The 19,294-nt window shown below is 67.2% G+C and carries 21 protein-coding genes and 1 tRNA gene; 6 read left to right on the top strand and 16 right to left on the bottom strand.

The genetic code is table 11. The features are described 5' to 3' along the window. Window positions 1–30 precede the first annotated feature (30 nt). The 8 genes from ADL03_RS33375 to ADL03_RS33340 all read right to left on the bottom strand — a co-directional run bounded on the left by ADL03_RS33375 (window position 31) and on the right by ADL03_RS33340 (window position 7,404). Window positions 31–1,002 carry an ATP-binding cassette domain-containing protein gene (locus ADL03_RS33375; RefSeq protein WP_053737573.1) on the bottom strand — a complete coding sequence of 324 codons (972 nt, stop codon included), beginning with the start codon at window positions 1,000–1,002 and terminating at the stop codon, window positions 31–33. Beyond that, window positions 999–1,796 carry an ABC transporter permease gene (locus tag ADL03_RS33370; RefSeq protein WP_053737572.1) on the bottom strand — a complete coding sequence of 266 codons (798 nt, stop codon included), beginning with the start codon at window positions 1,794–1,796 and terminating at the stop codon, window positions 999–1,001. Before ADL03_RS33370 ends, ADL03_RS33375 begins: the two co-directional genes overlap by 4 nt. After that, window positions 1,789–2,499 carry an ABC-2 family transporter protein gene (locus tag ADL03_RS33365; RefSeq protein WP_197288867.1) on the bottom strand — a complete coding sequence of 237 codons (711 nt, stop codon included), beginning with the start codon at window positions 2,497–2,499 and terminating at the stop codon, window positions 1,789–1,791. The genes ADL03_RS33370 and ADL03_RS33365 overlap by 8 nt, the downstream gene beginning before the upstream one ends. A 138-nt stretch (window positions 2,500–2,637) precedes the next feature. Then, the gene (locus tag ADL03_RS44830; RefSeq protein WP_063798790.1) at window positions 2,638–3,990 is read right to left on the bottom strand and encodes a serine/threonine-protein kinase; all 1,353 of its coding nucleotides are present in this window, start codon (window positions 3,988–3,990) and stop codon (window positions 2,638–2,640) included. Window positions 3,991–4,024: 34 nt separating this feature from the next. Then, complete coding sequence (locus tag ADL03_RS33355) at window positions 4,025–4,942, bottom strand: esterase-like activity of phytase family protein (RefSeq protein ID WP_053737570.1); 918 nt, start codon at window positions 4,940–4,942, stop codon at window positions 4,025–4,027. A 104-nt stretch (window positions 4,943–5,046) separates the two neighbouring features. Further along, entirely contained in the window at window positions 5,047–5,619 is a 573-nt protein-coding gene (locus tag ADL03_RS33350; protein ID WP_053737569.1) for an HhH-GPD-type base excision DNA repair protein, read from the bottom strand. Between the two features lie 43 nt (window positions 5,620–5,662). Next, window positions 5,663–6,574, bottom strand: a complete 912-nt coding sequence (locus ADL03_RS33345) for a nucleotidyl transferase AbiEii/AbiGii toxin family protein (RefSeq protein ID WP_053737568.1) — start codon at window positions 6,572–6,574, stop codon at window positions 5,663–5,665. Further along, window positions 6,571–7,404 carry a type IV toxin-antitoxin system AbiEi family antitoxin domain-containing protein gene (locus ADL03_RS33340; RefSeq protein ID WP_053737567.1) on the bottom strand — a complete coding sequence of 278 codons (834 nt, stop codon included), beginning with the start codon at window positions 7,402–7,404 and terminating at the stop codon, window positions 6,571–6,573. Before ADL03_RS33340 ends, ADL03_RS33345 begins: the two co-directional genes overlap by 4 nt. 180 nt (window positions 7,405–7,584) lie before the next feature. On the opposite strand from ADL03_RS33340, the gene ADL03_RS33335 reads away from it, so the two are divergent. After that, the gene (locus ADL03_RS33335; protein WP_053737613.1) at window positions 7,585–7,848 is read left to right on the top strand and encodes a hypothetical protein; all 264 of its coding nucleotides are present in this window, start codon (window positions 7,585–7,587) and stop codon (window positions 7,846–7,848) included. A gap of 44 nt (window positions 7,849–7,892) precedes the next feature. Beyond that, window positions 7,893–8,603, top strand: coding sequence for a hypothetical protein (locus ADL03_RS33330; RefSeq protein ID WP_197288866.1), 711 nt, complete (start codon window positions 7,893–7,895; stop codon window positions 8,601–8,603). A gap of 43 nt (window positions 8,604–8,646) precedes the next feature. On the opposite strand, the gene ADL03_RS33325 is transcribed toward ADL03_RS33330, so the two are convergent. After that, window positions 8,647–9,762 (bottom strand): DnaJ domain-containing protein, encoded by a 1,116-nt coding sequence (locus ADL03_RS33325; RefSeq protein ID WP_053737565.1) that lies wholly within the window; start codon window positions 9,760–9,762, stop codon window positions 8,647–8,649. 106 nt (window positions 9,763–9,868) lie between these two features. On the opposite strand from ADL03_RS33325, the gene ADL03_RS47615 reads away from it, so the two are divergent. Beyond that, window positions 9,869–9,943, top strand: a tRNA-OTHER gene (locus ADL03_RS47615). 222 nt (window positions 9,944–10,165) lie between these two features. After that, window positions 10,166–10,426, top strand: a complete 261-nt coding sequence (locus ADL03_RS33320; RefSeq protein WP_053737564.1) for a hypothetical protein — start codon at window positions 10,166–10,168, stop codon at window positions 10,424–10,426. A gap of 46 nt (window positions 10,427–10,472) precedes the next feature. Here ADL03_RS33320 and ADL03_RS46050 read toward each other — a convergent pair whose 3' ends face one another. After that, on the bottom strand, window positions 10,473–12,773 hold the full coding sequence (locus tag ADL03_RS46050) for an NACHT domain-containing NTPase (protein WP_082373678.1): 2,301 nt from the start codon (window positions 12,771–12,773) through the stop codon (window positions 10,473–10,475). A gap of 358 nt (window positions 12,774–13,131) precedes the next feature. On the opposite strand from ADL03_RS46050, the gene ADL03_RS33315 reads away from it, so the two are divergent. Further along, a complete protein-coding gene (locus ADL03_RS33315) occupies window positions 13,132–13,467 on the top strand; it encodes a nitroreductase/quinone reductase family protein (RefSeq protein WP_053737563.1) in 336 nt (111 codons plus the stop codon). Between the two features lie 6 nt (window positions 13,468–13,473). Here the strand turns inward: ADL03_RS33315 and ADL03_RS33310 are convergent, their stop codons facing one another. From ADL03_RS33310 to ADL03_RS33300, 3 genes are read right to left on the bottom strand one after another with little or no spacing between them, the layout of a single operon-like run. Further along, a complete protein-coding gene (locus ADL03_RS33310; RefSeq protein WP_053737562.1) occupies window positions 13,474–14,061 on the bottom strand; it encodes a hypothetical protein in 588 nt (195 codons plus the stop codon). 18 nt (window positions 14,062–14,079) lie between these two features. Next, entirely contained in the window at window positions 14,080–14,547 is a 468-nt protein-coding gene (locus ADL03_RS33305; protein WP_063798789.1) for a TetR/AcrR family transcriptional regulator, read from the bottom strand. Further along, a complete protein-coding gene (locus ADL03_RS33300; protein ID WP_053737560.1) occupies window positions 14,544–15,596 on the bottom strand; it encodes a medium chain dehydrogenase/reductase family protein in 1,053 nt (350 codons plus the stop codon). Before ADL03_RS33300 ends, ADL03_RS33305 begins: the two co-directional genes overlap by 4 nt. A 107-nt stretch (window positions 15,597–15,703) precedes the next feature. On the opposite strand from ADL03_RS33300, the gene ADL03_RS33295 reads away from it, so the two are divergent. After that, a complete protein-coding gene (locus ADL03_RS33295) occupies window positions 15,704–16,342 on the top strand; it encodes a TetR/AcrR family transcriptional regulator (RefSeq protein ID WP_053737612.1) in 639 nt (212 codons plus the stop codon). A 6-nt stretch (window positions 16,343–16,348) separates the two neighbouring features. On the opposite strand, the gene ADL03_RS33290 is transcribed toward ADL03_RS33295, so the two are convergent. From ADL03_RS33290 to ADL03_RS33280, 3 genes are read right to left on the bottom strand one after another with little or no spacing between them, the layout of a single operon-like run. Continuing rightward, window positions 16,349–17,293 carry a ribose-phosphate pyrophosphokinase gene (locus ADL03_RS33290; RefSeq protein WP_053737559.1) on the bottom strand — a complete coding sequence of 315 codons (945 nt, stop codon included), beginning with the start codon at window positions 17,291–17,293 and terminating at the stop codon, window positions 16,349–16,351. Between the two features lie 11 nt (window positions 17,294–17,304). Beyond that, window positions 17,305–17,787, bottom strand: a complete 483-nt coding sequence (locus ADL03_RS33285) for a hypothetical protein (protein ID WP_197288865.1) — start codon at window positions 17,785–17,787, stop codon at window positions 17,305–17,307. Continuing rightward, complete coding sequence (locus ADL03_RS33280; RefSeq protein ID WP_053737558.1) at window positions 17,784–19,292, bottom strand: PHP domain-containing protein; 1,509 nt, start codon at window positions 19,290–19,292, stop codon at window positions 17,784–17,786. Before ADL03_RS33280 ends, ADL03_RS33285 begins: the two co-directional genes overlap by 4 nt. Between the last annotated feature and the right edge of the window lie 2 nt (window positions 19,293–19,294).

Here is a 19,294-nt window from a genome sequence, read left to right as displayed (position 1 = left end):
TGTGTCACGTCCGACTCTACCGACGTGCCACTACCGGTGGGTGTGTTCTTCGACCTGGCGCTGGTAGAGCTTCCGGATGACGTCGTCGATCTCGGGCTCCACGACGGCGAGGTCGTGCACCTCCACCTGCCCCACCACCCTGGTGATCAACTGTGCCGCCGTCGTCTCCGCACGCCGGAACGTGAGGTGGTGGCGCATCCCGTTCGCCGCGCTGCGCACCGCCGTCACTCCTGGGACGTCCGGCGCCGGTCCGGGTTCCCGCAGGTCGATGACCAGCTCCCGGTCCGGCGTGACCTCCTCGCGCAGCGCGTCGAGCGGTCCGTCGGCGAGCACCCGGCCGTGGTCGATCACCATCAGCCGCGGGCAGAGGCGTTCGATGTCGTCCAGGTCGTGCGTGGTCAGCAGCAGCGTGGTGCCGCGCCGGGTGTTGATGTCCTTGAGGAACTCCCGCAGGCGTTCCTTCGACTCCAGGTCCAGGCCGATCGTCGGCTCGTCCAGCACCAGCAGCTCCGGCGCGTGCAGCAGGGCCGCGGTGATCTCGCCGCGCATCCGCTGGCCCAGCGAGAGCTGCCGCACCGGCGTGAGCAGGAACTCGCGCAGGCCGAGGAGCTCGACGCACTCGTCCAGGCGCTCCCGGTAGTCCGGCGGCGGCACCCGGTAGATCGACCGCAGCAGGTCGAAGCTGTCCCGCAGCGGCAGGTCCCACCACAGCTGGCTGCGCTGGCCGAACACGACACCGATCCGCTTGGCGAGATCGCGCCGCTGCCTGGCCGGGTCGACACCGCTGACCCGGATGTGGCCGCTGGTCGGCACCAGGATCCCGGTCAGCATCTTGATGGTCGTCGACTTGCCGGCACCGTTCGGCCCGACGTACCCGACGGCCTCACCCGCCGCCACGTCGAACGAGACGCCGTCCACCGCGGTGACGGTCCGGTAGTTGCGCCGCAAGCCCTTGGACGTGGCGACCTCGAACTCCCTGCGGAGCTCCCTGACCTCGATCATGATCCCGTTCCCCGGTAGTGCCTGACCGCGAACCGCCACACCAGCCCGGCGACCACCGCCGCCAGCGCCGCGACGAGCGGTGATGTCCAACCGACCCAGCCGGGCAGGCCGAGCGGGTCCTGCTTCCCGAGCAGCGCGAGGCTCGGGTAGTACGCGACGAACGCACCCGGCACGACGAACGCCATCAGCCAGCGCAGCGGCCGCGTGTAGACGTTGACCGGGTACGACGCGAAGGCGTTGCCGCCGTAGGTGACCGCGTTGGCGAACTCGCGGCCGTCCACGATCCAGAAGCAGATCGAGCACGCGACCACCCAGACCGAGCTGAAGATGACCGCGCCCGCGACCGGTGTCATGACCACCAGCGCGACCTTCGCCGGCGTCCAGTCGATCGCGGCGTGCGTCAGCGCGTAGACCATGACGGCGACCGCGCCGACGATCCGCCCGACCCGCCGCAACCGGATGTCGGACACCATGATCTGCGGCAACGTGCCGAGCGGTCGCATCAGCAGCACGTCGAAGCTGCCGGTGCGGATGTAGGTCGGCAGGTTGTCGAGCTGCCCCGCGAACAGGTCCGCGACGCCGAACGCGGCCCCCGAGAAGGCGTACATCAGCAGCACCTCGTCCCTTCTGAACCCGCCCAGCGCGTGGACCTGGCCGAACAGCACCAGGATCACGAGCAGCTCGTACCACTGCGCGATCACCTGCGTGACGAAGTCCATCGCGAACGAGGCGCGGTAGGACATCTGGCTCCTGAGCCGTGCGCCGATGAGCCGCGGGTAGATGACGTCAGCCACCCTGCACCACCACCCTGCGCACCGCGCGTTGCAGGGCCAGGTGGCCGAGCCCCAGCACGACGACGGCCCAGAACACCTGGTACAGCAGCAGTTCCACGGCACTGCCGTGGCCGAGGAACACGTCGATCGGCGCCTGCAGCAGCGCCGGGAACGGGCTCATCCACAACGCGTCCCGCGCCCACTGCGGGAAGAACGCGATCGGCACGGTCAGCCCGCACAGCAGGCCGGACGTGACGTTCCAGAACCCGTACAGCCCGCGGTTGTCGAGCAGCCAGAACGCGCTGACCTCCACGAGGAACCGCACCCCGAAGCTCACCACCAGCGCGATGACCGCGCTGAGCAGGAACAGCGGCCACCGCACGGGGTTGTCGGGGAACCGGAACGGGAACACCAGCATGCCGAACAGCATCGGCGGCGCGAGCCTGGTCAGGAACGCGTACCCGCCGCGCCCGAGGTCCTGGGCGAGCAGTGCGCTCAGCAGGTGCCACGGCCGGTACAGGTCGACGACGACGTCACCGGATCGCACGCGCTCGGCGAGCTCGTTCTGTCCCCACAGCAGGACGAACCCGAGCAGCCCCTGCCCGATCCAGACGTACGTGTTGGCAGCAGCGACGTCGTACTCCGCGATCTCGCCGTTCGCCGCCTTGAGAGCGGCGACGAGCACGGCGACCCGCAACAGGCCGAAGACCACGTTCGTGGTCATCCCGGCCAGCATCGCTTGTCGGTAGGTCGAGTACCTTCGGAACCCAGCAATGATCAAATCGGCGTGAACACGCACAGCGGTCCACGTTACGACCCGTCGCAAGTGGATTTTCCAGCTGCCGGACCCGAAGGGGATCTGTTAGCTGCCGAACGCGCTCGTGAAGAGCCAGCCGCCTTCTGCCGGTGAGGCCACGCAGAGGAAGTACGACCGGCCGCCGTCCTCGAAGCCGAGCGCCTCGATCTGCCAGCCGGTGATGTCCGCGGTGGGCCGCTTGTTCGCCTGCATGAGCTCACCGGTGCAGGTCGAGACGACCTGCGGCTGCCGGACCAGCTCCTCACTGCCGATCTTCGGGATGGCACCCGACAACCAGCCACCCGCGAAGACCTCCCAGCCGTGCTCGTCCGAGCACTCGACCCGCCTGCCCGTCGCCGCCTGCCCACCGATGTGGTTGATGCCGAAGACGCACGTCGCCTTGTCGACGCAGAACTTGTCCCCGCACGCCCTGAGGTACGGCGGCACCTCCTCCAGCTTCGCCGACTGCGGCTGCTGTGGGCCGGGGTTCTGCGCCGCGGCCTTCTCCTTGTCGCCGAGGCTCCACACGAGCGCCCCCGCGGTGACCGCGACGACGACCGCGGCGGCGACGAAGGGCCAGACGTTCCTGCCGCGCTTGGACTGCGGCTGCGGCGTGAGGCTGCGCAGCTCGTCCCGCAACTGCGCCGCACTCGCCGTGCGTTGCGTGGTGTCCGGGTGCAGTGCACGAGCGATGGTGTCGTGCAACGCCTGCGGCACCCCGTCGACCGCCGGCACCGGCTTGCGCAGCACCTCACCGAGGTGGTCGAAACTGGTGATCGGCCACGGCACCGGCCGCGGCGGCTTGCCCGCCAGCAACGTGTAGAGCGTGGCCGCCAGCGAGTACACGTCCGCCTGCACCGTCGGCTGCGCCATCGCGAACGCCTCTGGCGGCGCGAAACTGGGGCTCAACGCGTCCCGCGTGACCGTGCTCCCGCCCTGCGCGTCCAGCAACGCCGCCAGCCCGAAGTCCGCGAGCTTCGGCGTCCCGTACCGGTCAACGAGGATGTTGCCCGGCTTGATGTCCCGGTGCAGCACGCCCTCCGCGTGCGCCGCGGCGAGCGCGTCCGCGAGCTTGATCCCCAGATCCCTGACCTGCTCCGCCGGCAGCCGCCCCTGCTCCTCCAACCGGTCCGCCAGCGACCCGCCGTCGCACAGCTCCATGACCAGGTAGGGCGTGCCGTTGTGCGTGATGTTCGCGTCATGCACCCCGACGACGTGCGGATGCCCGCTCAGCTTGGCCGCCGCGTGCGCCTCCCGCACGAACCGCCTGCGGTCCCGCTCGTCCGCCAGCACCCGGTTGTCGATCTTCACGGCGACGTCGCGGTTCAGCTGGGACTGGTGGGCCCGGTAGACGGTGGCGAAACCGCCGGAGCCGAGCGGTCTCAGGAGGGTGAGGCCGGGGATGTGGGGTGCGGTCACGCGCGGCAGCCTAGCTCCGCACCCCGACAGTCCCTCAGACCGTGCAGTTCAAGGTGCCCTTGTACAACGAATGGCCGTCGGTGTTGTCGTCATCGGCCCACAGCACGGTCTTCTTGCCGTTGACGCAGTTCGGCGCGATCGCGAACCCTTCGAGGTTCACGTTCGGCAGCTTCGACGGCCGGTCGTACGTCGCCGTGACCCGGAACTTCCCGCCACTGACCGCGAGCGTCGTCGCGCGCCCCTTGCAGTGGTCGTCGCAGGTGGCCCACAGCCTGCTGCCGTCGAACTCCAACTCCATCACCTGGCTCTGCCCGCTCGCGAACTTCGCGACCAGCCTGGACCCGCTGTCCTGCAACGCGTACAGGTAGATCGTGCCGGTCGCCTCCAGCCCCACCGCGAAGAGCCCGCTGCCGTGGCCCGGGTAGTCGGCCGGGTTGTAGAGCTTGCCCGTGTCGTCCTTGAACCCGCCGGCGGTGAGGAACGAGTCCGGCAGGAACGCGATCCCCTCCGGTCCGTCGTTGGGGTCGACCCGCGGCATGCCGGACAGCTTCCACTCCGCGGTCGCGTTCGACCCGGTCCCGTACCGGAGCACGGTCGGCGCGCTCACATCCGCGTCGTTGTCCCGCTCGCTCACCACGAACAACCCGTCCGGCGTGCTGACCACACCTTCGGCGTCCGGGTCACCCTGCCCGTCCTTGAACCGCAACGACCTGGTCTGGTCGATCCGCCACCGCCCGCCGTCGGGCACGAGCCGGTACAGCGTGCTGGGCCCGTTCCGCACGGCCCACACCACGTTCTGTCCCTCGAAGGAGAGCCCGCTGAGGTTGGAATCGAACGTGTCCGCCGCGTCCGCCACCGACGCTGACCCGCCAGGCCAGCTCGCGGCAGATGCCGGGGTGATCGTCAGACTGAGCGCGAGAACCGCGAAGAAGCCGAGTGCCTTGATGCGCAACGCGAAACGCCCTTCTCCAGCGAGGCGCGGGAGAGCACCTCGTTCGTGTGGAGCTTCCAGGACGGCGGCGTACACCAAGTGGACCAGACGATGAACACCTGGCGCTACTTCGCGGCCTTCGCGGCAGCCTTCGCCGCCTTCTTGAAGTCGCGCACCTCCAGCAACGACCTCTGGTCCGTCACGTCCGCGACACTGCGCCGCGCCCCCTCGTCGCCGTAGTGCCCGGCCGCCTCCCGCCACCCCTCGGGCGTGACGCCGCCCTGCTTGCCGAGCAACGCCAGGAAGATCTTCGCCTTCTGGTCCCCGAACCCCGGCAAAGCCTTGAGCCGCTTGAACACCGCCGCCCCATCGCCCTTCGCCCAGATGCGCGTCACGTCCCCGTCGTACTCGGCGACGACGAACTGGGCGAGCGCCTGCACCCGCTTGGCCATCGAGCCGGGGAAGCGGTGCACAGCGGGCGGCGTGGCCATCACGGCGGCGAACTCGTCGGGGTCGGCCTCGGCGATCCGGTGCACGTCAAGACTGCCCATCCGGTCAGCGATGACCTTGGGGCCGGAGAAGGCCTTCTCCATCGGGATCTGCTGGTCGAGCATCATGCCGAGGAGCAGGGCGAACATGTCCGACGCGAGGAGTGCGTCCGCGTCGGGGTTCTGCGCGAGGCACAGCTTGCGGGTCATGCGGGGATGGTGCCACGGACCCGACGACTGCCGCCTGCTGAGCTCACGTGGTTCGGCTCCACCGCAGCTCACCGGCAGTCCACCGACCTGGGTCCGGTGCCGCCAGCACCGGGTTGAGGAACCGGCCCATGAGTTCGGTGGCCTGCGCGAGTGTTCGATGCGTTGCCACGGCATCGAGCATGCGTGCTTCGCGTTCGTAGCCGACTTTCCAGAGGGTTGGTTCCGGAATGACGAACACGTCAGGAAGCACGAGGTCGACACCGGCATCTCTTCGGCGTTGACATTCGTGTCTGATCGCGATCTGCAGTTCCAGACCAGGGACGGACTCGCGCAGAGCGATGAGCACGAGGTCAACGAGATCGCGGTATCTCGTGGACGTTCTCCCGTTGTGCCTCTCGTAGAGGGCGCACACCTTGTCGGCCACGTGAGCGATCAGCGGGTACAGCCTGACCACCGGCCAGTCGTCAGGCCAGTCAACGGGGATAGTGGGGTGAAGCCTGCGCAGTTCAGGGGTTCCGTGCAGGGGCGAGTGCACGACCAGGTCGACACTGACGGTGCCCTCCGTCCGCAGGCCCACCAGGATGGTGAACGAGACGCGCGTGGTCGGGCGGTCCTCCGTCATCTCGGTGTGCCCTCGGTACTCGTACCGAACGAAGTCGCCGAGATCGACTGCCGCGGCAGAGCGGATCGCCGCCACTGCCTCGTTCAGGTCGGTGGTGTTCCGGCGGCAAAGATCGATGTCTCGGCTGTGGCGGACGTCGCGATAGCGCACGAGCATCGCCTGGCCACCTTTGAGGAGCCAGCCGTCGGGATCGTGGTGGAAGACCCTGGCCAGGAGCCGCTCGAAGAAGAACCTGTTGAGCAGGTCGCCAGGACGTGCGCCTGTGCTCGTGGCCTCGCGCTTGGCGCGGTCCCTGAGCGCGCGGCTCAGTGCCTGAGGCGACGCGTAGCTCACTGATCGCTCTCCATCCGGGTGCCTGGTTCGTTGATCACCGCGTTCACGGCCGCGCGCAGCTTCTCCAGTTGCGCCAGGTCCAGCCCCGCGAGCTGCGCGGCGATTGCCTCGGCGGCCGCGGCTACTGCACGCCTGGTTTCAGCATGCTCGGCCAGCGCTGATCGAACGTGGAAAGTGACATCTGCTCCTGCCTGGTGCAGCAGGTGCTGGAGCAGGTGGATCCCGTCGTTCGTGCCGATCCCGTATGCCGATGCGTGCTCTCCCAGCAGTGCCACAAGATCGTCCTCATCCATCAGCCGGCGACGCAGTACATCGTTGAGAACGCCGCCCAGGTGGCCGCCGTCGACGCGGGCGATGAGCAGGTCCTTGATGGTGCGTTCGACCGTCGTCACAGGTAGACCGTCGTCTGTCGTGGTGATCTCGTCCCGTGACAGATCACCACGATGCAGCCGAATTCCGGTGACCCGGGTGGTGCGTCGCCGTGGCACGGTGATCTCGACCTGTGGCGCGGGGATGTCGCCCAGTCCGTGCAGGACACAAGCGGTGCGGTGCGAGAGAACCCCGTTGTCCTCGTCGGCGGGATCTCGTTCCCAGGCGAGACGGGACGAAGCGAGTCGGAGCCATGCCGACTTCTCTTCGACATGGCTCGGGGTCCCTGCCGCAACGACGAGATGGACACCGCGTGCCACGTGATCGACGAGCCCAGCCGAGGCCAGCCTCGTCAGCGTTGTGCGGTTCACCCCCGCGGCCTCCGCCTGCTGCGTTGTGAACAGACCCCACTGGTCAGCGGCGATCTCGCCCACGACCCTCAGAGCCTCCACGCGTTGCATGTAGCAAACATTACGCTTGTTTGTGGCGGTCAGCGGCTACCTTGCAGCGTTCGCTACAGGTTTAGCGTAGCGAACGCTGCGTGCGGAGGGGTGCTGTTCTGAACGGGCTCGAGCCATGACCGGAGATGTCGGTTTGACTGTCGTTGGTACCGGAGTACCCTTGGGTACCGGAGGTGTGTGATGGCTGTCCAGTCCTCTCCTGTTAAAGTCGATCAAGAGACGCACGCTTTGATCGCGCATGGCGCGACCGCGCTGCACATGTCTCAGAAAGACCTGCTGGCTGCGGCTGTTCGTGAGTATCTGGGTGCGAGGCGGGAAGAGATCAACGCCGCGCTGCGCCGCACGATGGAGACGCTCGATGGCACTCGGAGCAGTCAGGTCGCGGCTCTGACCGGCATGTCCAAGGAACGCCTCGATGAACTCGGCGGGGTTCGCGAGTCCTGATGACGGTTCGTCCCACCATTCGGTGTCTTCATGAAGATCTGGGCTTGGCTTTGCCGCTCATCGACGAGCCGCTCGACGAGATCGATCACCCGCTGATCAGGAAGGCCAACGAGCAGTTCGCGCAGCCGACGGGCCCGCGTGAGCGGATCCGTTCGATTGATGACGTGGTCATGTTCAAGGTCAAAGTCCAGCGTTGGCGCGGCGCTGTTGTCGAGGCGGGCGAGCCCTGTTGGATGGTCGCGGCTGGAGTCCGGGAAGCCGGAAGTCGTGACGACTTCTACGAGGCACTCGCGACTGCGGCCGTCGCCGCGCGTTCCAGGTACAACATCGAGCACAGTCCGCCCTTGAAGTCGTCAACGTTCTGTGGCCAGTGGCTCGCGAACAAGGACGACCTCGATCGGTACCAAGCCGAAGCAGCCGTTCGACTGCTGCGAGTCATGGATGAAACGGTGCGGCGCCTGGTGTGCGCATCGTTGCTCGACGGGCAGGAACACGTTGATCAGGTCGCTGGCGCGGAGCTCGGTGTGCTCGTTCGAGGTGTGGAGGACAGAGGCACCTACGTGGCCGTGTGGATCACCGGCTCGGTGCCGGACAACTTCGTGGCCATCGCCCTGAACATGGTCCCTGGCTGCGACAGGGACGGCTGGTACCCGGAGTTCGCGATGCCGGATCGGCCACTGCGTCCCGGTGAGCAGATCTACTCGAACATGATGGATCCGCAAGCCGCCGCTCGGCTGCTCGAAGAGAACAGCTAGTCATCCATCAAGCCTGCCCAGGAGCAGCTCACCGCCCCGTGGGTCAGGCTCCGGCGACCCGGACCTCGGACACCACCTGGCGCACCAGCACGCGCAGCGCCTCGCGGTCGACCGTGGCCGGGTCGTCGGCCAGCCAGTCGCCGATCTCGCGCACGAACTGCTCGGGTGTCATCGGCGGCACCTCGAAGTCGAGGTCGTCGTCGCAGGTGACCTCGCCGGCGCGGCTCGGGTAGATGATCAGCGCGCCGCGGACGTCCAGCAACGGCAGCAGTTCCTGGAACCGTTCGACGCCCTCGAACAGTTGGGTGCCGCCGCCGCGGAACGGGTGGCCGTTGCGCCAGAGTTCGCCGTCCTCGTCGCAGTAGTAGTGGCCGGGCAGCCACGACTTCGACTCGATCAGCACCAGGCGGCGGCCGCACAGCAGGGCGTGGTCGATGTCGGTGAAGACCGAACCGGGCCACGCGAGGCCGTGGAAGATGCGCACGCCCGGTAGCTGCGTCAGGTACTCGGTCAGCAGTCCGGCGGTCAGCCGTTCGCGTCTGTTTTCACCCGGACGGCCGAAGATGGTGTTCCCGTCGTACTCGCCGGCGAACGCCCGTTCGGCCCTCGCGTGGGCCACGTACCGGCGAACCAGCCGGAACGCGCCGTAACCGGCGGCGGCCACCAGGGGCAGCCAGACGGCCAGCAGCAGCGGGGACAACGGCATCGCCAACGGGATGAGCAGGACGAACCACCCGCCGATCGCGGCTGCCGCGGGGGCGTGGCCGAGGCCGGTGGCGGGCACGTAGCGGACCCGCTGGCCGAGGTCGATGCGGTTCCACCAGTCCATCGAACGCAGGTCGACCCTGGGCCTGGGCGCGGTGTAGTTCGGGTCGTCGCCGAAGTCGCGCAACCGGCCCGTCCGGCCCGTTCGGCGAGGTCGCGGGCGTGCCGGCGGCCGGAAGACGGGGGAGGGCGGGGCGGCGGGACGGTCGTAGTCCGCTCGGCGGACGGGGTCCTTGAGCGTCTCGTAGGCCTCCTGAAGCAGCCGGAAGCCGCCCGAGGTGCCACCCGCGTCGGGGTGCATGACCTTGGCGAGTGATCGGTAGGCCGACTTGATCTCCGCGGTACTGGCACCGCGGCTGACACCGAGCAACTCGTAGTAGTCGATCCCTGGCACGACACCGTCCAGTCCGAGGTTGTTGCGGGAACCTTATTGGGTCCAACACTTTCGCCGGGCATACGGGCCGATGTTCACGGACTAGTGTGGTCGTACGCAGTGCGAAGGGGCCTGTAGCGCAGTGGTCGACGCGCCCTCCCACAGGGGAGGGAGAACGCCGGTTCGAATCCGGCCGGTCCCGCTCACCGGTGGGCGCTGTGGCCTTGGTCCTCGTCGTTCGCCGTCCTCTGTGGACAGAAGGCCGTCTCCGGGTTCCGGGTGACCAGCCATCGGAAAAGGTCGACTGGGGCGTGGCCGCCGACCTGGTCGAGGACGCCTATCGGGTGACTGCCCCGAAAACCCTGGTCGCGCGGCTCGACGCTTCGAGTTGCCGACCCGGCTGACCTGCCGCAGTCTTCCGCGCATGGCGACCTGTGACGTCTGTGGCAACGAGTACTGGATGGCCTTCGAGGTGCGCACCGTGAGCGGCGGCGTGCACACGTTCGACAGCTTCGAGTGCGCGATCCAGCGCCTCGCCCCGCGCTGCGAGCACTGCGACTGCCGGGTGATCGGGCACGGCGTGGAGGTGGAGGGCCGGTTCTTCTGCTGCGCCCACTGCGCGCGGTCGGCGTCGGCGGACCTGGGCGCGATGATCCGCGACACCGTCGGCGCGCACCCCGGCTGACCGGGTCCAGGTTCTCGAGCCGGAGTGAACGCAGCCTGGGACAACTCTATCTTGGGTGCTCGTTCAGGAGAGGGTCATCACTCATCGAAGGCGCAGCCAAGATCTTTCGCACGCGGTCCCCCATTGCCCTATTGGGAGACCAAAGGACCGTGCCATGATTCCGGCCGCGCCAGGCGATCCCTTCAGACTGTACCCGATCGAGGATCTTGGGAACTAAGGCTTTTTGCGCCTCGGTCAGCCCGCCTCGGTAGAATGCGAGCTCACGTCTGCCTTTGCCGCTGCGGAGAAACAGTCTCTGCAAGATTGAAAGAGTAACTCGCCGCCAGTCTGAGACGGGTAGGCTCAAAATCGCGGCGGCGTTCTCAACGCTGTCCGTGAAGGATTCGATCGAGCAATCCTCGAACCTGTCGCGGGCAAGGTTGTCAATACCGGCGACACCTGTAACCATCTCGATAACGCAGCCTTTCATCGTAGGCAACCGCGTCACATCGGTGGCACCCGATATGTCAAGTTCTTGAATCAAGCAGTCCTTGAGCGTCACATTGGCTGCAGATGCTGTCTCGGAAATTGTAAAGCTAGGGAAAATGAGAGAATCGAGTTCGACATCAACGTCGATGCTTTCATCGATATGCATGTAGAGCCTCATTATATCGCCTGCGACGGCCCTCATTCGGTCTCCCTGTACGATTGCTCGCTGCAACGCGATGCGGATCGCTCCTACGGATGTTCCGTGCGTCTTGGATATGTGTGCGATGACAGAGATTCCCAAGTCTCCAACGAGTGTTTGGATATTCGAGAGGTGGATATGTTTGTCAATAAAAGGTGACTCGATGAATCTTATGATGTCTCCGGCGCGAAGGGCATCTGCAAGATCGTCATCAACAAACGACCTGCTATTAGTTGCGGGTTCGTACACCTGTAGGCAGGCGAGGCGTTGTAGAAGAACAATTGACTCTGTGTCTGGAACTGTCGAGCAAACAGCTTTGAATGCGCCGAATACGTCGTCGAAGGAGAATGGTCCCAGGCCGCTCGGTGTTGAACGCGCGAGAGAGGCAAGCCGTTCGAGCATCACTCTTACGGATGCGCCGTCTACATCAATTTCATTTCCTGCACCGCGAGCCTCTCGCTCGCTGATTACATCAATTAGGAAGTCCCAGCCTTCAGCCGCATCTACGCCGGAGGTTGCCCTACCCAGATCGGCGAGGAGCTCTCTGCTTGCAAGGTGGGCGACTAGAAGCGGTCGAGGAGGAAGCCATGCAGGAAACTCGGCTCCTTCACCCCGCGATGCGATGAGTTGCCTCACTTGGGCTGCTGTCAAGTCAGAAGCACTCAGGAGCATTGTAGATCCGCTTTTTAGCCCAAGGCATCTGTACATCTCGTCGTTGTCATCGAAGAAGTGCTGCCGACCAGCCAACATTATGCCAGTGCCGACGGGAGTTTCGGCGACGAAATTCCTGACTAGAGCAACACTTCTTCTCCTAAAACTTGCTAACGAGTCAATTCGTCCGGGCCAATTCAGTGCTGAGATTTCGTCGAATCCGTCGAGCATGATTATGGCACGACCCGATCGCCAAGCCCGGACGAGTTGGTGAGGGTGTGGGAATCCAACTTTCTGTGCATGACGATGAAGAGCTTCTGCAGGCTCTGACTGCCCCTGGTGATCGCGCAGGTTGAGATAGATCGCGAACGTGCGTCGTCGAGAGGAAAGCAAGTCTCGGCTTATGTCCAAGAAAATTTCACGCATTGTCATGCTCTTGCCGGCGCCAAATTCGCCCAAGAGTACAACTTGTCGGCCGCTGTCCAGCGATTCGCGGACTTGTTGAACAGTATGTGACTGTATTTTGTCGGGAAGCTCCACAAGTCCGATCGGGATATATTTGCCTTGAATGTCTGCCTTCTGAGTAAAGGGATCTAGCGCACTGCCGAACTGATATGATTTTCGATCGTTCACGTACATTCGAGCGTCGATGAGCTTCGCTTGATATGTAGCGAAACTCATTGCCGACACTTGCTGACCCATCTTTGATATTGCTTCACGCTGATGCGCCGTAGGTTCTTGTTCGGTGATAAAAAAGCCGCGTACTGCTTTGTCCGGATGTCTTCGATCCAACTTTGTGACGAGTTCGCGAAGCTTGCTGCCATCCTGCTTCGCTTTGTCTTTGGAGGTCGATCGCGTTGCTTCAATGGCGACCGCGAGATCCTCTGTTACAAAAATGCCGTCCCTTTCGCGCTCGTCGAAAATCTCTGCTCCACGTCCTTCGTTGCCGTGGTAGAGCAGGCGAGCAAACCGGCGGACCTCGTCCTCAAATATACGATCATCTTCTTGGGACGGCGGCTTTGGTGGCATAAGTTTCAACCTTACGCCTGCGTAGCGCGGTAGTCGATGTTACATTAAAACGCTTCTTTTGTAACGTTTCGGGAGTTCGTGTAACACAGATCGATTACATGATGGCAGGCATATATTCCATATCGTTGAGAACAACCTGATATGTCGCGGTCTGGGTCAAATGCTGACCATTTGACCTGTGAGACATGCGGTCCCCAAGACATTGAGCCTTGGCTGGGCGCGCTGCCCGCACGCCTTGGCAAGCCCCTCGCGTGGTGCTCCCGCGCATCGAGGCGCATCCGAGACGGTTCGGCGGCCGGGCCTCTCACTTCCGGCCGGGCGGGCGGTGTTCCCGGCCGGTCCGGCTACGTTGGAGGACATGGACTTCAGTGGACCGCTGGCCCGCGGCGTCAACAGGTGCATCGTCGGTCTGCGCGGCGCTCCGCTCGTCGGGAAGCTCGTGCGCAAGGGGATCACCGTGGTGTCCTACACGGGGCGGCGCTCGGGCCGCACCTTCACCACACCCGTCGGCTATCGGCGCAAGGGTGACGTCGTCGAGATCCGGGTGATGATGCCGGACGCCAAGACGTGGTGGCGCAACTTCACCGGCGAGGGCGGCCCGCTCACGGTGGAGCTCGACGGCGTGCAACGGACCGGGCACGCGACTTCGCACCGTGACGGCGAAGGCCGTGTCACGGTGCGAGTGCGGCTCTAGAAGTCCTTACCGGGCAAGCGAAGCCAGCCGGCGGGGTTCCAGGAACGCGGCCACCGCGTACGCGCCACCGCCCACGACGGCCAGCACCCCGAAGAAGCCGGCGCCGGGGACGAACAACGCCGCCGCGGCGACCAGCGCGAGCCAGGTGCCCAGGTTGTGGTGCAGGGCGTTGCGGCGCACGGCGCCTTCGGCGAGGTAGATCAGGCCGACCACGATGGTCGAGCCGGCCGGCCAGAGCACGGTCTGCAGCTCGGGCCGGTCGAACGCGGTGGTCAGGCCGGTGATCGCGAGCGCCAGCGCGGCGAACCCGATGACCCAGGCGGCGCCGGCCAGCTGCTCGGAGCGGCGCCGTTCGGGGGTCGCGGCACGCTGGGCCCGCAGCGACGCGGTCATGGCGAAGGCCGTGCCGGTGAGCAGGCCCGCCGCGAGCAGCGCGATCGGCAGCCACGACGGCAGGACGACGACCGGGTCGGTGCCCCTGGACAGCGCCGCGGCGCCGTGGCCGAGGACGTAGGCGGCGGCGAAGCCCAGGTAGGCGGCGCGGTTGTCGACCTCGGTGGCGGGTGTGACGGCGCGGACCGCGGTGGCGTTCATGGCGGGACCTCCGGGAAGTCAGATGAGCGAGGTGACCAGGCGTGGTGCGAGAGCGGCGAACGGGGCCGAGCGGCGGGACGAGGCGCACTGGTCGGCGAGACCGTGCAGTCCAAGCCACAACGCCATGGCGTCGGAGGCGGGACGGGAGTCGGTGAGGACCTGGGTGAACAACCGCAGCGCGGGTTCGGAGAGGTCGGCCGCACCGAACATCACGCGGTAGCGGCGGGGGTGCGCGACGGCGAAGCCGAGGTAGGCGAGGCCCGCCGAGTGGGCGTCGGCCGCACCGAGGACGGCGGCCTCCAGCTCGTGGAACGCCTCGTGGCACACGGCCAGCAGGATCGCCGGCGGGGTGGGGAAGTGCGGGTAGATCGAGGACGTCGGGAGGCCCGCCTCGCGGGACACGGCGCGGAGCGTCACCGCGCGGTCCCGGTCGACCAGTGCGGTCGCCGCCGCCACGATGACCTGGCGGCAGCCGGGCCCTCTCACGCCTGCGGAACGATGACGACCTTGCCGAGAACGGTGCGGGACTCGGCCAGCCGCAGCGCGGCGGCGGCCTCGGTGAGCGGGACGCGCGCGGCGATCTGCGGCCTGAGCGCACCGGTGCCGACCAGGCGCAGCACCTGCGTGAGGTCCTCGCTCAACCGGGCGCGGAACGTCGCGGTGCGGAACCGCTTGCCCGCCCAGAAGTTGTAGAAGCCCGCACGCCGGCCGTTGGGCAGTGCGTTCCACACCATCAACCGGCCGAACAGCTTGAGCACCGGCAGCATCCCGCTCCCCGGCTCGTCCTTGGTCGCCGCGGTGCCGTAGTTGACCAGCGCGCCACCGCGGCGCAGCAGCTTCCAGGACTCCCGCAGGCCCGCGCCGCCGACGTGGTCGAACACCGCGTCGACACCCTCGGGAGCGAGCTCGCGGAGGCGGGCGTACAGGTCCGGGTCGCGGTAGTCGACCACGTCGATGGCGCCGAGCGCGCGCACCGCGTCGTGGTGGCGGGCGGACGCCGTGCCGATCACCCTGATGCCGGCGTGCTTCGCGAGCTGCACCAGCGTCGAGCCGACGCCGCCGTTCGCGCCCAGCACCACGATCGTGCCGCCGCGCTCCACCTTGGCGGTGCGGTACATCATCTGCCACGCCGTGACGCCGTTGACCAGCACGGTTTCGGCGGCGTCGGAGTCGACCCCGTCTGGCACCGCCACCAGGTCGGCGGCCTCGACGACCAGGTGGCTCGCCCACGCGCCGACCTTCGTGACGGCGGCGAACCGGCGGCCCTCCAGAAGCGGGTCCACGCCGGTGCCGACCGCGACCGCCGTGCCGACCAGGTCGTAGCCGGGCACGAACGGGAACGGCGGCTGGTCGTAGTACTTGCCCAGGCGCATCTGCTGCTCGGCGAACGACACGCCGGTCGCCTCCATGCGCAGGAGCACCTGGCCGGCACCGGGTGCGGGCAGCTCGCGGACCCGCACATGCAGGCCGTCGGGGTCGACAACACCGGGCAGGACGATCTCGGTGGCACGGGTGGTGGAGGTGGTGGCGTTCATCGTGCTCGCTCCTTCAGGCCGTTGTGCTTACAGCCATAAGCTAACGCCCGTAAGCGAACGGTTGCAAGGACTAACACCCATAAACTTTCACGTGTATGGTTACGGCCGTGACGAACAACGCCGCCGCAGCCCCCGCACGCAGGCGAAACCGCCGTGGCGAGGGCGGAAGACTGCGGGAAGAGATCATCGCGGCGGCCGTCGCGCTGCTGGACGAGGGCGGCGACGAACGCGCCGTCACCCTGCGCTCGGTCGCACGCAGGGCGGGCATCGCGGCCCCGTCGATCTACCCGCACTTCGCGGACCAGCCGTCGATCATGCTCGCGGTGGTCAGGCAGGAGATGGACCGGCTCGCGGTCGTGCTGCGCGAGGCGGACGAGCAGGCGGGCCCCGACCCGCGCTCGCGGTTGTTCGCGGTGTGCAACGCCTACCTGGACCTGGCCAGGACGCACCCGCAGCGCTACCGGATCATTTTCGGCGGCCTGTGGATGCCGTCGGCCGACGACACCTCGATCACCGACGCCGACCTGGAGTCACTCGGCGCCGAGGCGCTTACGCTGCTCGCGCGGGTGCTGGGGGCGTGCGTGGAGGCCGGGATCGCGCACGGGAGCGACGATCTCCACGGCGACGCCGTCGCGTTGTGGCTCGGGCTCCACGGCCTTGCGCACCAACGGGCCGTGGTGCGCAAGATGCCGGGGCCGCAGGACGTGGCGGAGCGCCTGATCACGGCGCTCGCACATCTGAGGTAGCAGCGGTCAAGGGGCTTCGAACAGCGTCGACACCGACTCGCCGACGTTGATCCGGCGCATGGCCTCCGCCAGTGCCGGTGCGATCGACAGCACCTGGAGCTTCGGCACCTTCTTCTCCTCCGGGATCGGCACCGTGTTCGTGGCGACGATCTCCAGCACGTCGTCGAAGGCTTGGAGCCGGTCCAACGCCCCCGCCGAGAACAGGCCGTGCGTGCACGCCACCCGGATCGACCCGGCGCCGCGCTCGCGCAGCTTGTCCAGCAGCTCGACCACGGTGGAGCCCTTGGCGATCTCGTCGTCCAGCACGATCACGTCGCGGCCGGCCACGTCGCCGATGACGGTGGAGATCTGCACCTTGTCGTCGGCGAAGCGCTGCTTGGCGCCGGCGGCCACCGGGACGCCGAGGATGCGGGCGAAGTGCGCGGCCTCCTTGGCGTTGCCCAGGTCCGGCGAGACGACCACGGTGTTCGACAGGTCGTACTGCGTGAAGTGCGCGGCCAGTTCGCGCAGTGCGTGCAGGTGGTCGACGGGCACCGAGAAGAAGCCGTGCACCTGCGGCGAGTGCAACGTCATCGCGAGCACGCGCGACGCCCCCGCGGCGACCATCAGGTCGGCGACCAGGCGGCCACCGATCGAGATCCGCGGCGCGTCCTTCTTGTCCGACCGCGCATAGGCGTAGTGCGGCAGAACGACGGTCGTGCGCGCGGCGGAGGCACCACGGGCGGCGTCGAGCATCAGCAGCAGCTCGACCAGGTGTTCCTGCACCGGCGGCACGAGCGGCTGGATCAGGAACACGTCCCGCTCACGGCAGTTCGCCTGCAGCTGCACCTCGAGGCAGTCGTTGGCGAACCGGGTGACGCGGCTGGGGGAGAGGTCGACCCCGAGATGGCGGCAGATCTCGGCGGCGAGTTCGGGATGGGCGGAACCGGTGAAGACAGCGATGTCGCGCACGTGCGCAAACCCTAGTCGACGACCAGCACCAGCTTGCCGTCCCGGAAGAACGGGACGAGGTTCCCGCGCGTGTCCACCGTGTGGGTTCCCCGCGGCAGCACGGCTTCTATCGCCGTGAACGCGAGGATGTCCGACACGCCATGACGACCGCGCAACGACCGTTGGCCCTGGAACCGCAGAGCGCGCCCCTCGCGCCGGTACTGGTGTGCCTCGGCGGCGGCGGAAGCGCCCGCCCGCAACGTTTCCGGGCCCACCAGGCGACCCGAGAACGCACTGCGCACGGCGACCCCGAAGCCCTGCTGCACCAGCGAGCTCACCACCGCGTCGGACGGCGGCACCGGTACGAGGAACGACATCGCGTAGTGGCCCTCGACGTCGTGCACCACGACCGTGCGCGCGGTCGTCAGCACGGTGTCGTGCAGCTCCAGCGCGATCTTCTCCGCTTCCCAGCGGTTCTCGTAACCGGCGTCGACGCCGATGAAGGTGCTGGTCACCTGACCTCCACGAAGATCGGGTTGGTGTAGCACCACAGGTCCTCCCACGGGTTCGCGGCTCCCGGAGTGTCCGCCTGCGGTTCGAACGCGCCGCGGTTGCCGTCGGTTCCACGCAGTCTGAGGTAGAACGGCTCCCGGACGTTGCGGAACGTGTGCGTGAAGACCGCATAGTGCCAGCGCGGCTCGAAGGATCGCTCGACGTTCACATGTGGCGTGGACAACGTTTCAGAAGACGTGGGACCGGTGACAGCGCCCTTGACGAGGTCCAGCCTACGCAACCTGGGGATGAACCCGGCGCTGTTCGGGCGAGTTGCCAAGCGGGCTTTGACCAGCACCGTCACGTCGGATCCGCGGCGCACGCGCAGCCGTTCGCCCAGGCCGGCCGACCCGCCGGTGCCGTGGACCGAGAACCGCAGGTCGTCGACCAGTCCACCGTGCGAGACCCACGCCCGTCCGGCCCGCAGACCCTCCATCACCGCACCGCGCGTGCGCCGGGTCGCGCCGACGACGGTCCGTGAGAATTCACAGGGGAAGAAGTCCACGTAAGGCGGCATGACCTGGGGCGGACCGGAGTCGACCGGGTCGAGGTGCTTGCCGTGCAGGTCGAACTGGTCGCCCGGCTCCGGCACGCGCACGACCGTGTCGCGCGAGTTGAAGTGCGAGTCGGAGTTCGACGTGATCCACCAGCCGCGGCCCTCGGCCAGCAGCGAGTCCCACACGCCGCCGAGCTTCGCGGTCATCCAGTCGAAGCCGCCGTAGGTCTTGTACGCCTCCGGCGGGTAGGGCGCGTAGGAGTTCGAGCCCGGGCTGTTCCCGTAACCACCGCGGTGGCCACCGGGGCCGCGCAACGGGTCGCCGTCGCCCTGCGCACCGGGTGCACCCTCCATGCCGACAACGATGTCCGGCGCCAGGTCGCGCATGTTCCGCAGCTCGTGCGGGGCGACTCGGCCGTTGCGCATCGGGTGGTTCACGAACACCAGCGCCGAGCTCATCGTGCCGTTGCGGATCTTGGTCTGGAGCCACCGGATCGCGTCGAGCGCCTTCTTCTCGTTCGCGGGGCTCGACGCCTCGGCGCCGTTGAGCCGCCAGTCGAACTGCCGCTCGAAGTCGCGCAGCACACCGGGCTCGTCGCGGCAGTCCTCGAAGAACAGCGTCGCGTGCTCGGCGCCGGGGACGTTCCACTCCATCCCGTGCCACAGCAACAGCTGCGGGAACTTCCGCCGTGCCGCCGCGATGTCCGCCGCGGTCGCCTCGACCGAGTGCGCCTCGTGCGCCGCGTGGCCGTGGTCGGTGACCACCAGCCAGTCCGTGCCGTGCCGCAGCGCGCCGCGGATCTGCTGCTCGATGGTGTACATGCCGTCGTAGGAGTACTGCGTGTGCGCGTGGTGGTCACCGGAAAGCCAGTGGTAGCGCGACGTCGCCGCGGCGCTCCCGGTGCCCAGCACCCCGGCCACGCCGAGCGCGCTCGCGCCCTGCAGGAAGCGCCTGCGGCCCACTTCGGACATGC

Origin of the sequence: Nocardia sp. NRRL S-836, assembly GCF_001279525.1 — a bacterium.
Classification (GTDB): domain Bacteria; phylum Actinomycetota; class Actinomycetes; order Mycobacteriales; family Pseudonocardiaceae; genus Lentzea.
Note: the sequence above shows the minus strand (reverse complement) of the source record. Positions and strands in the feature narration are given on the sequence as shown.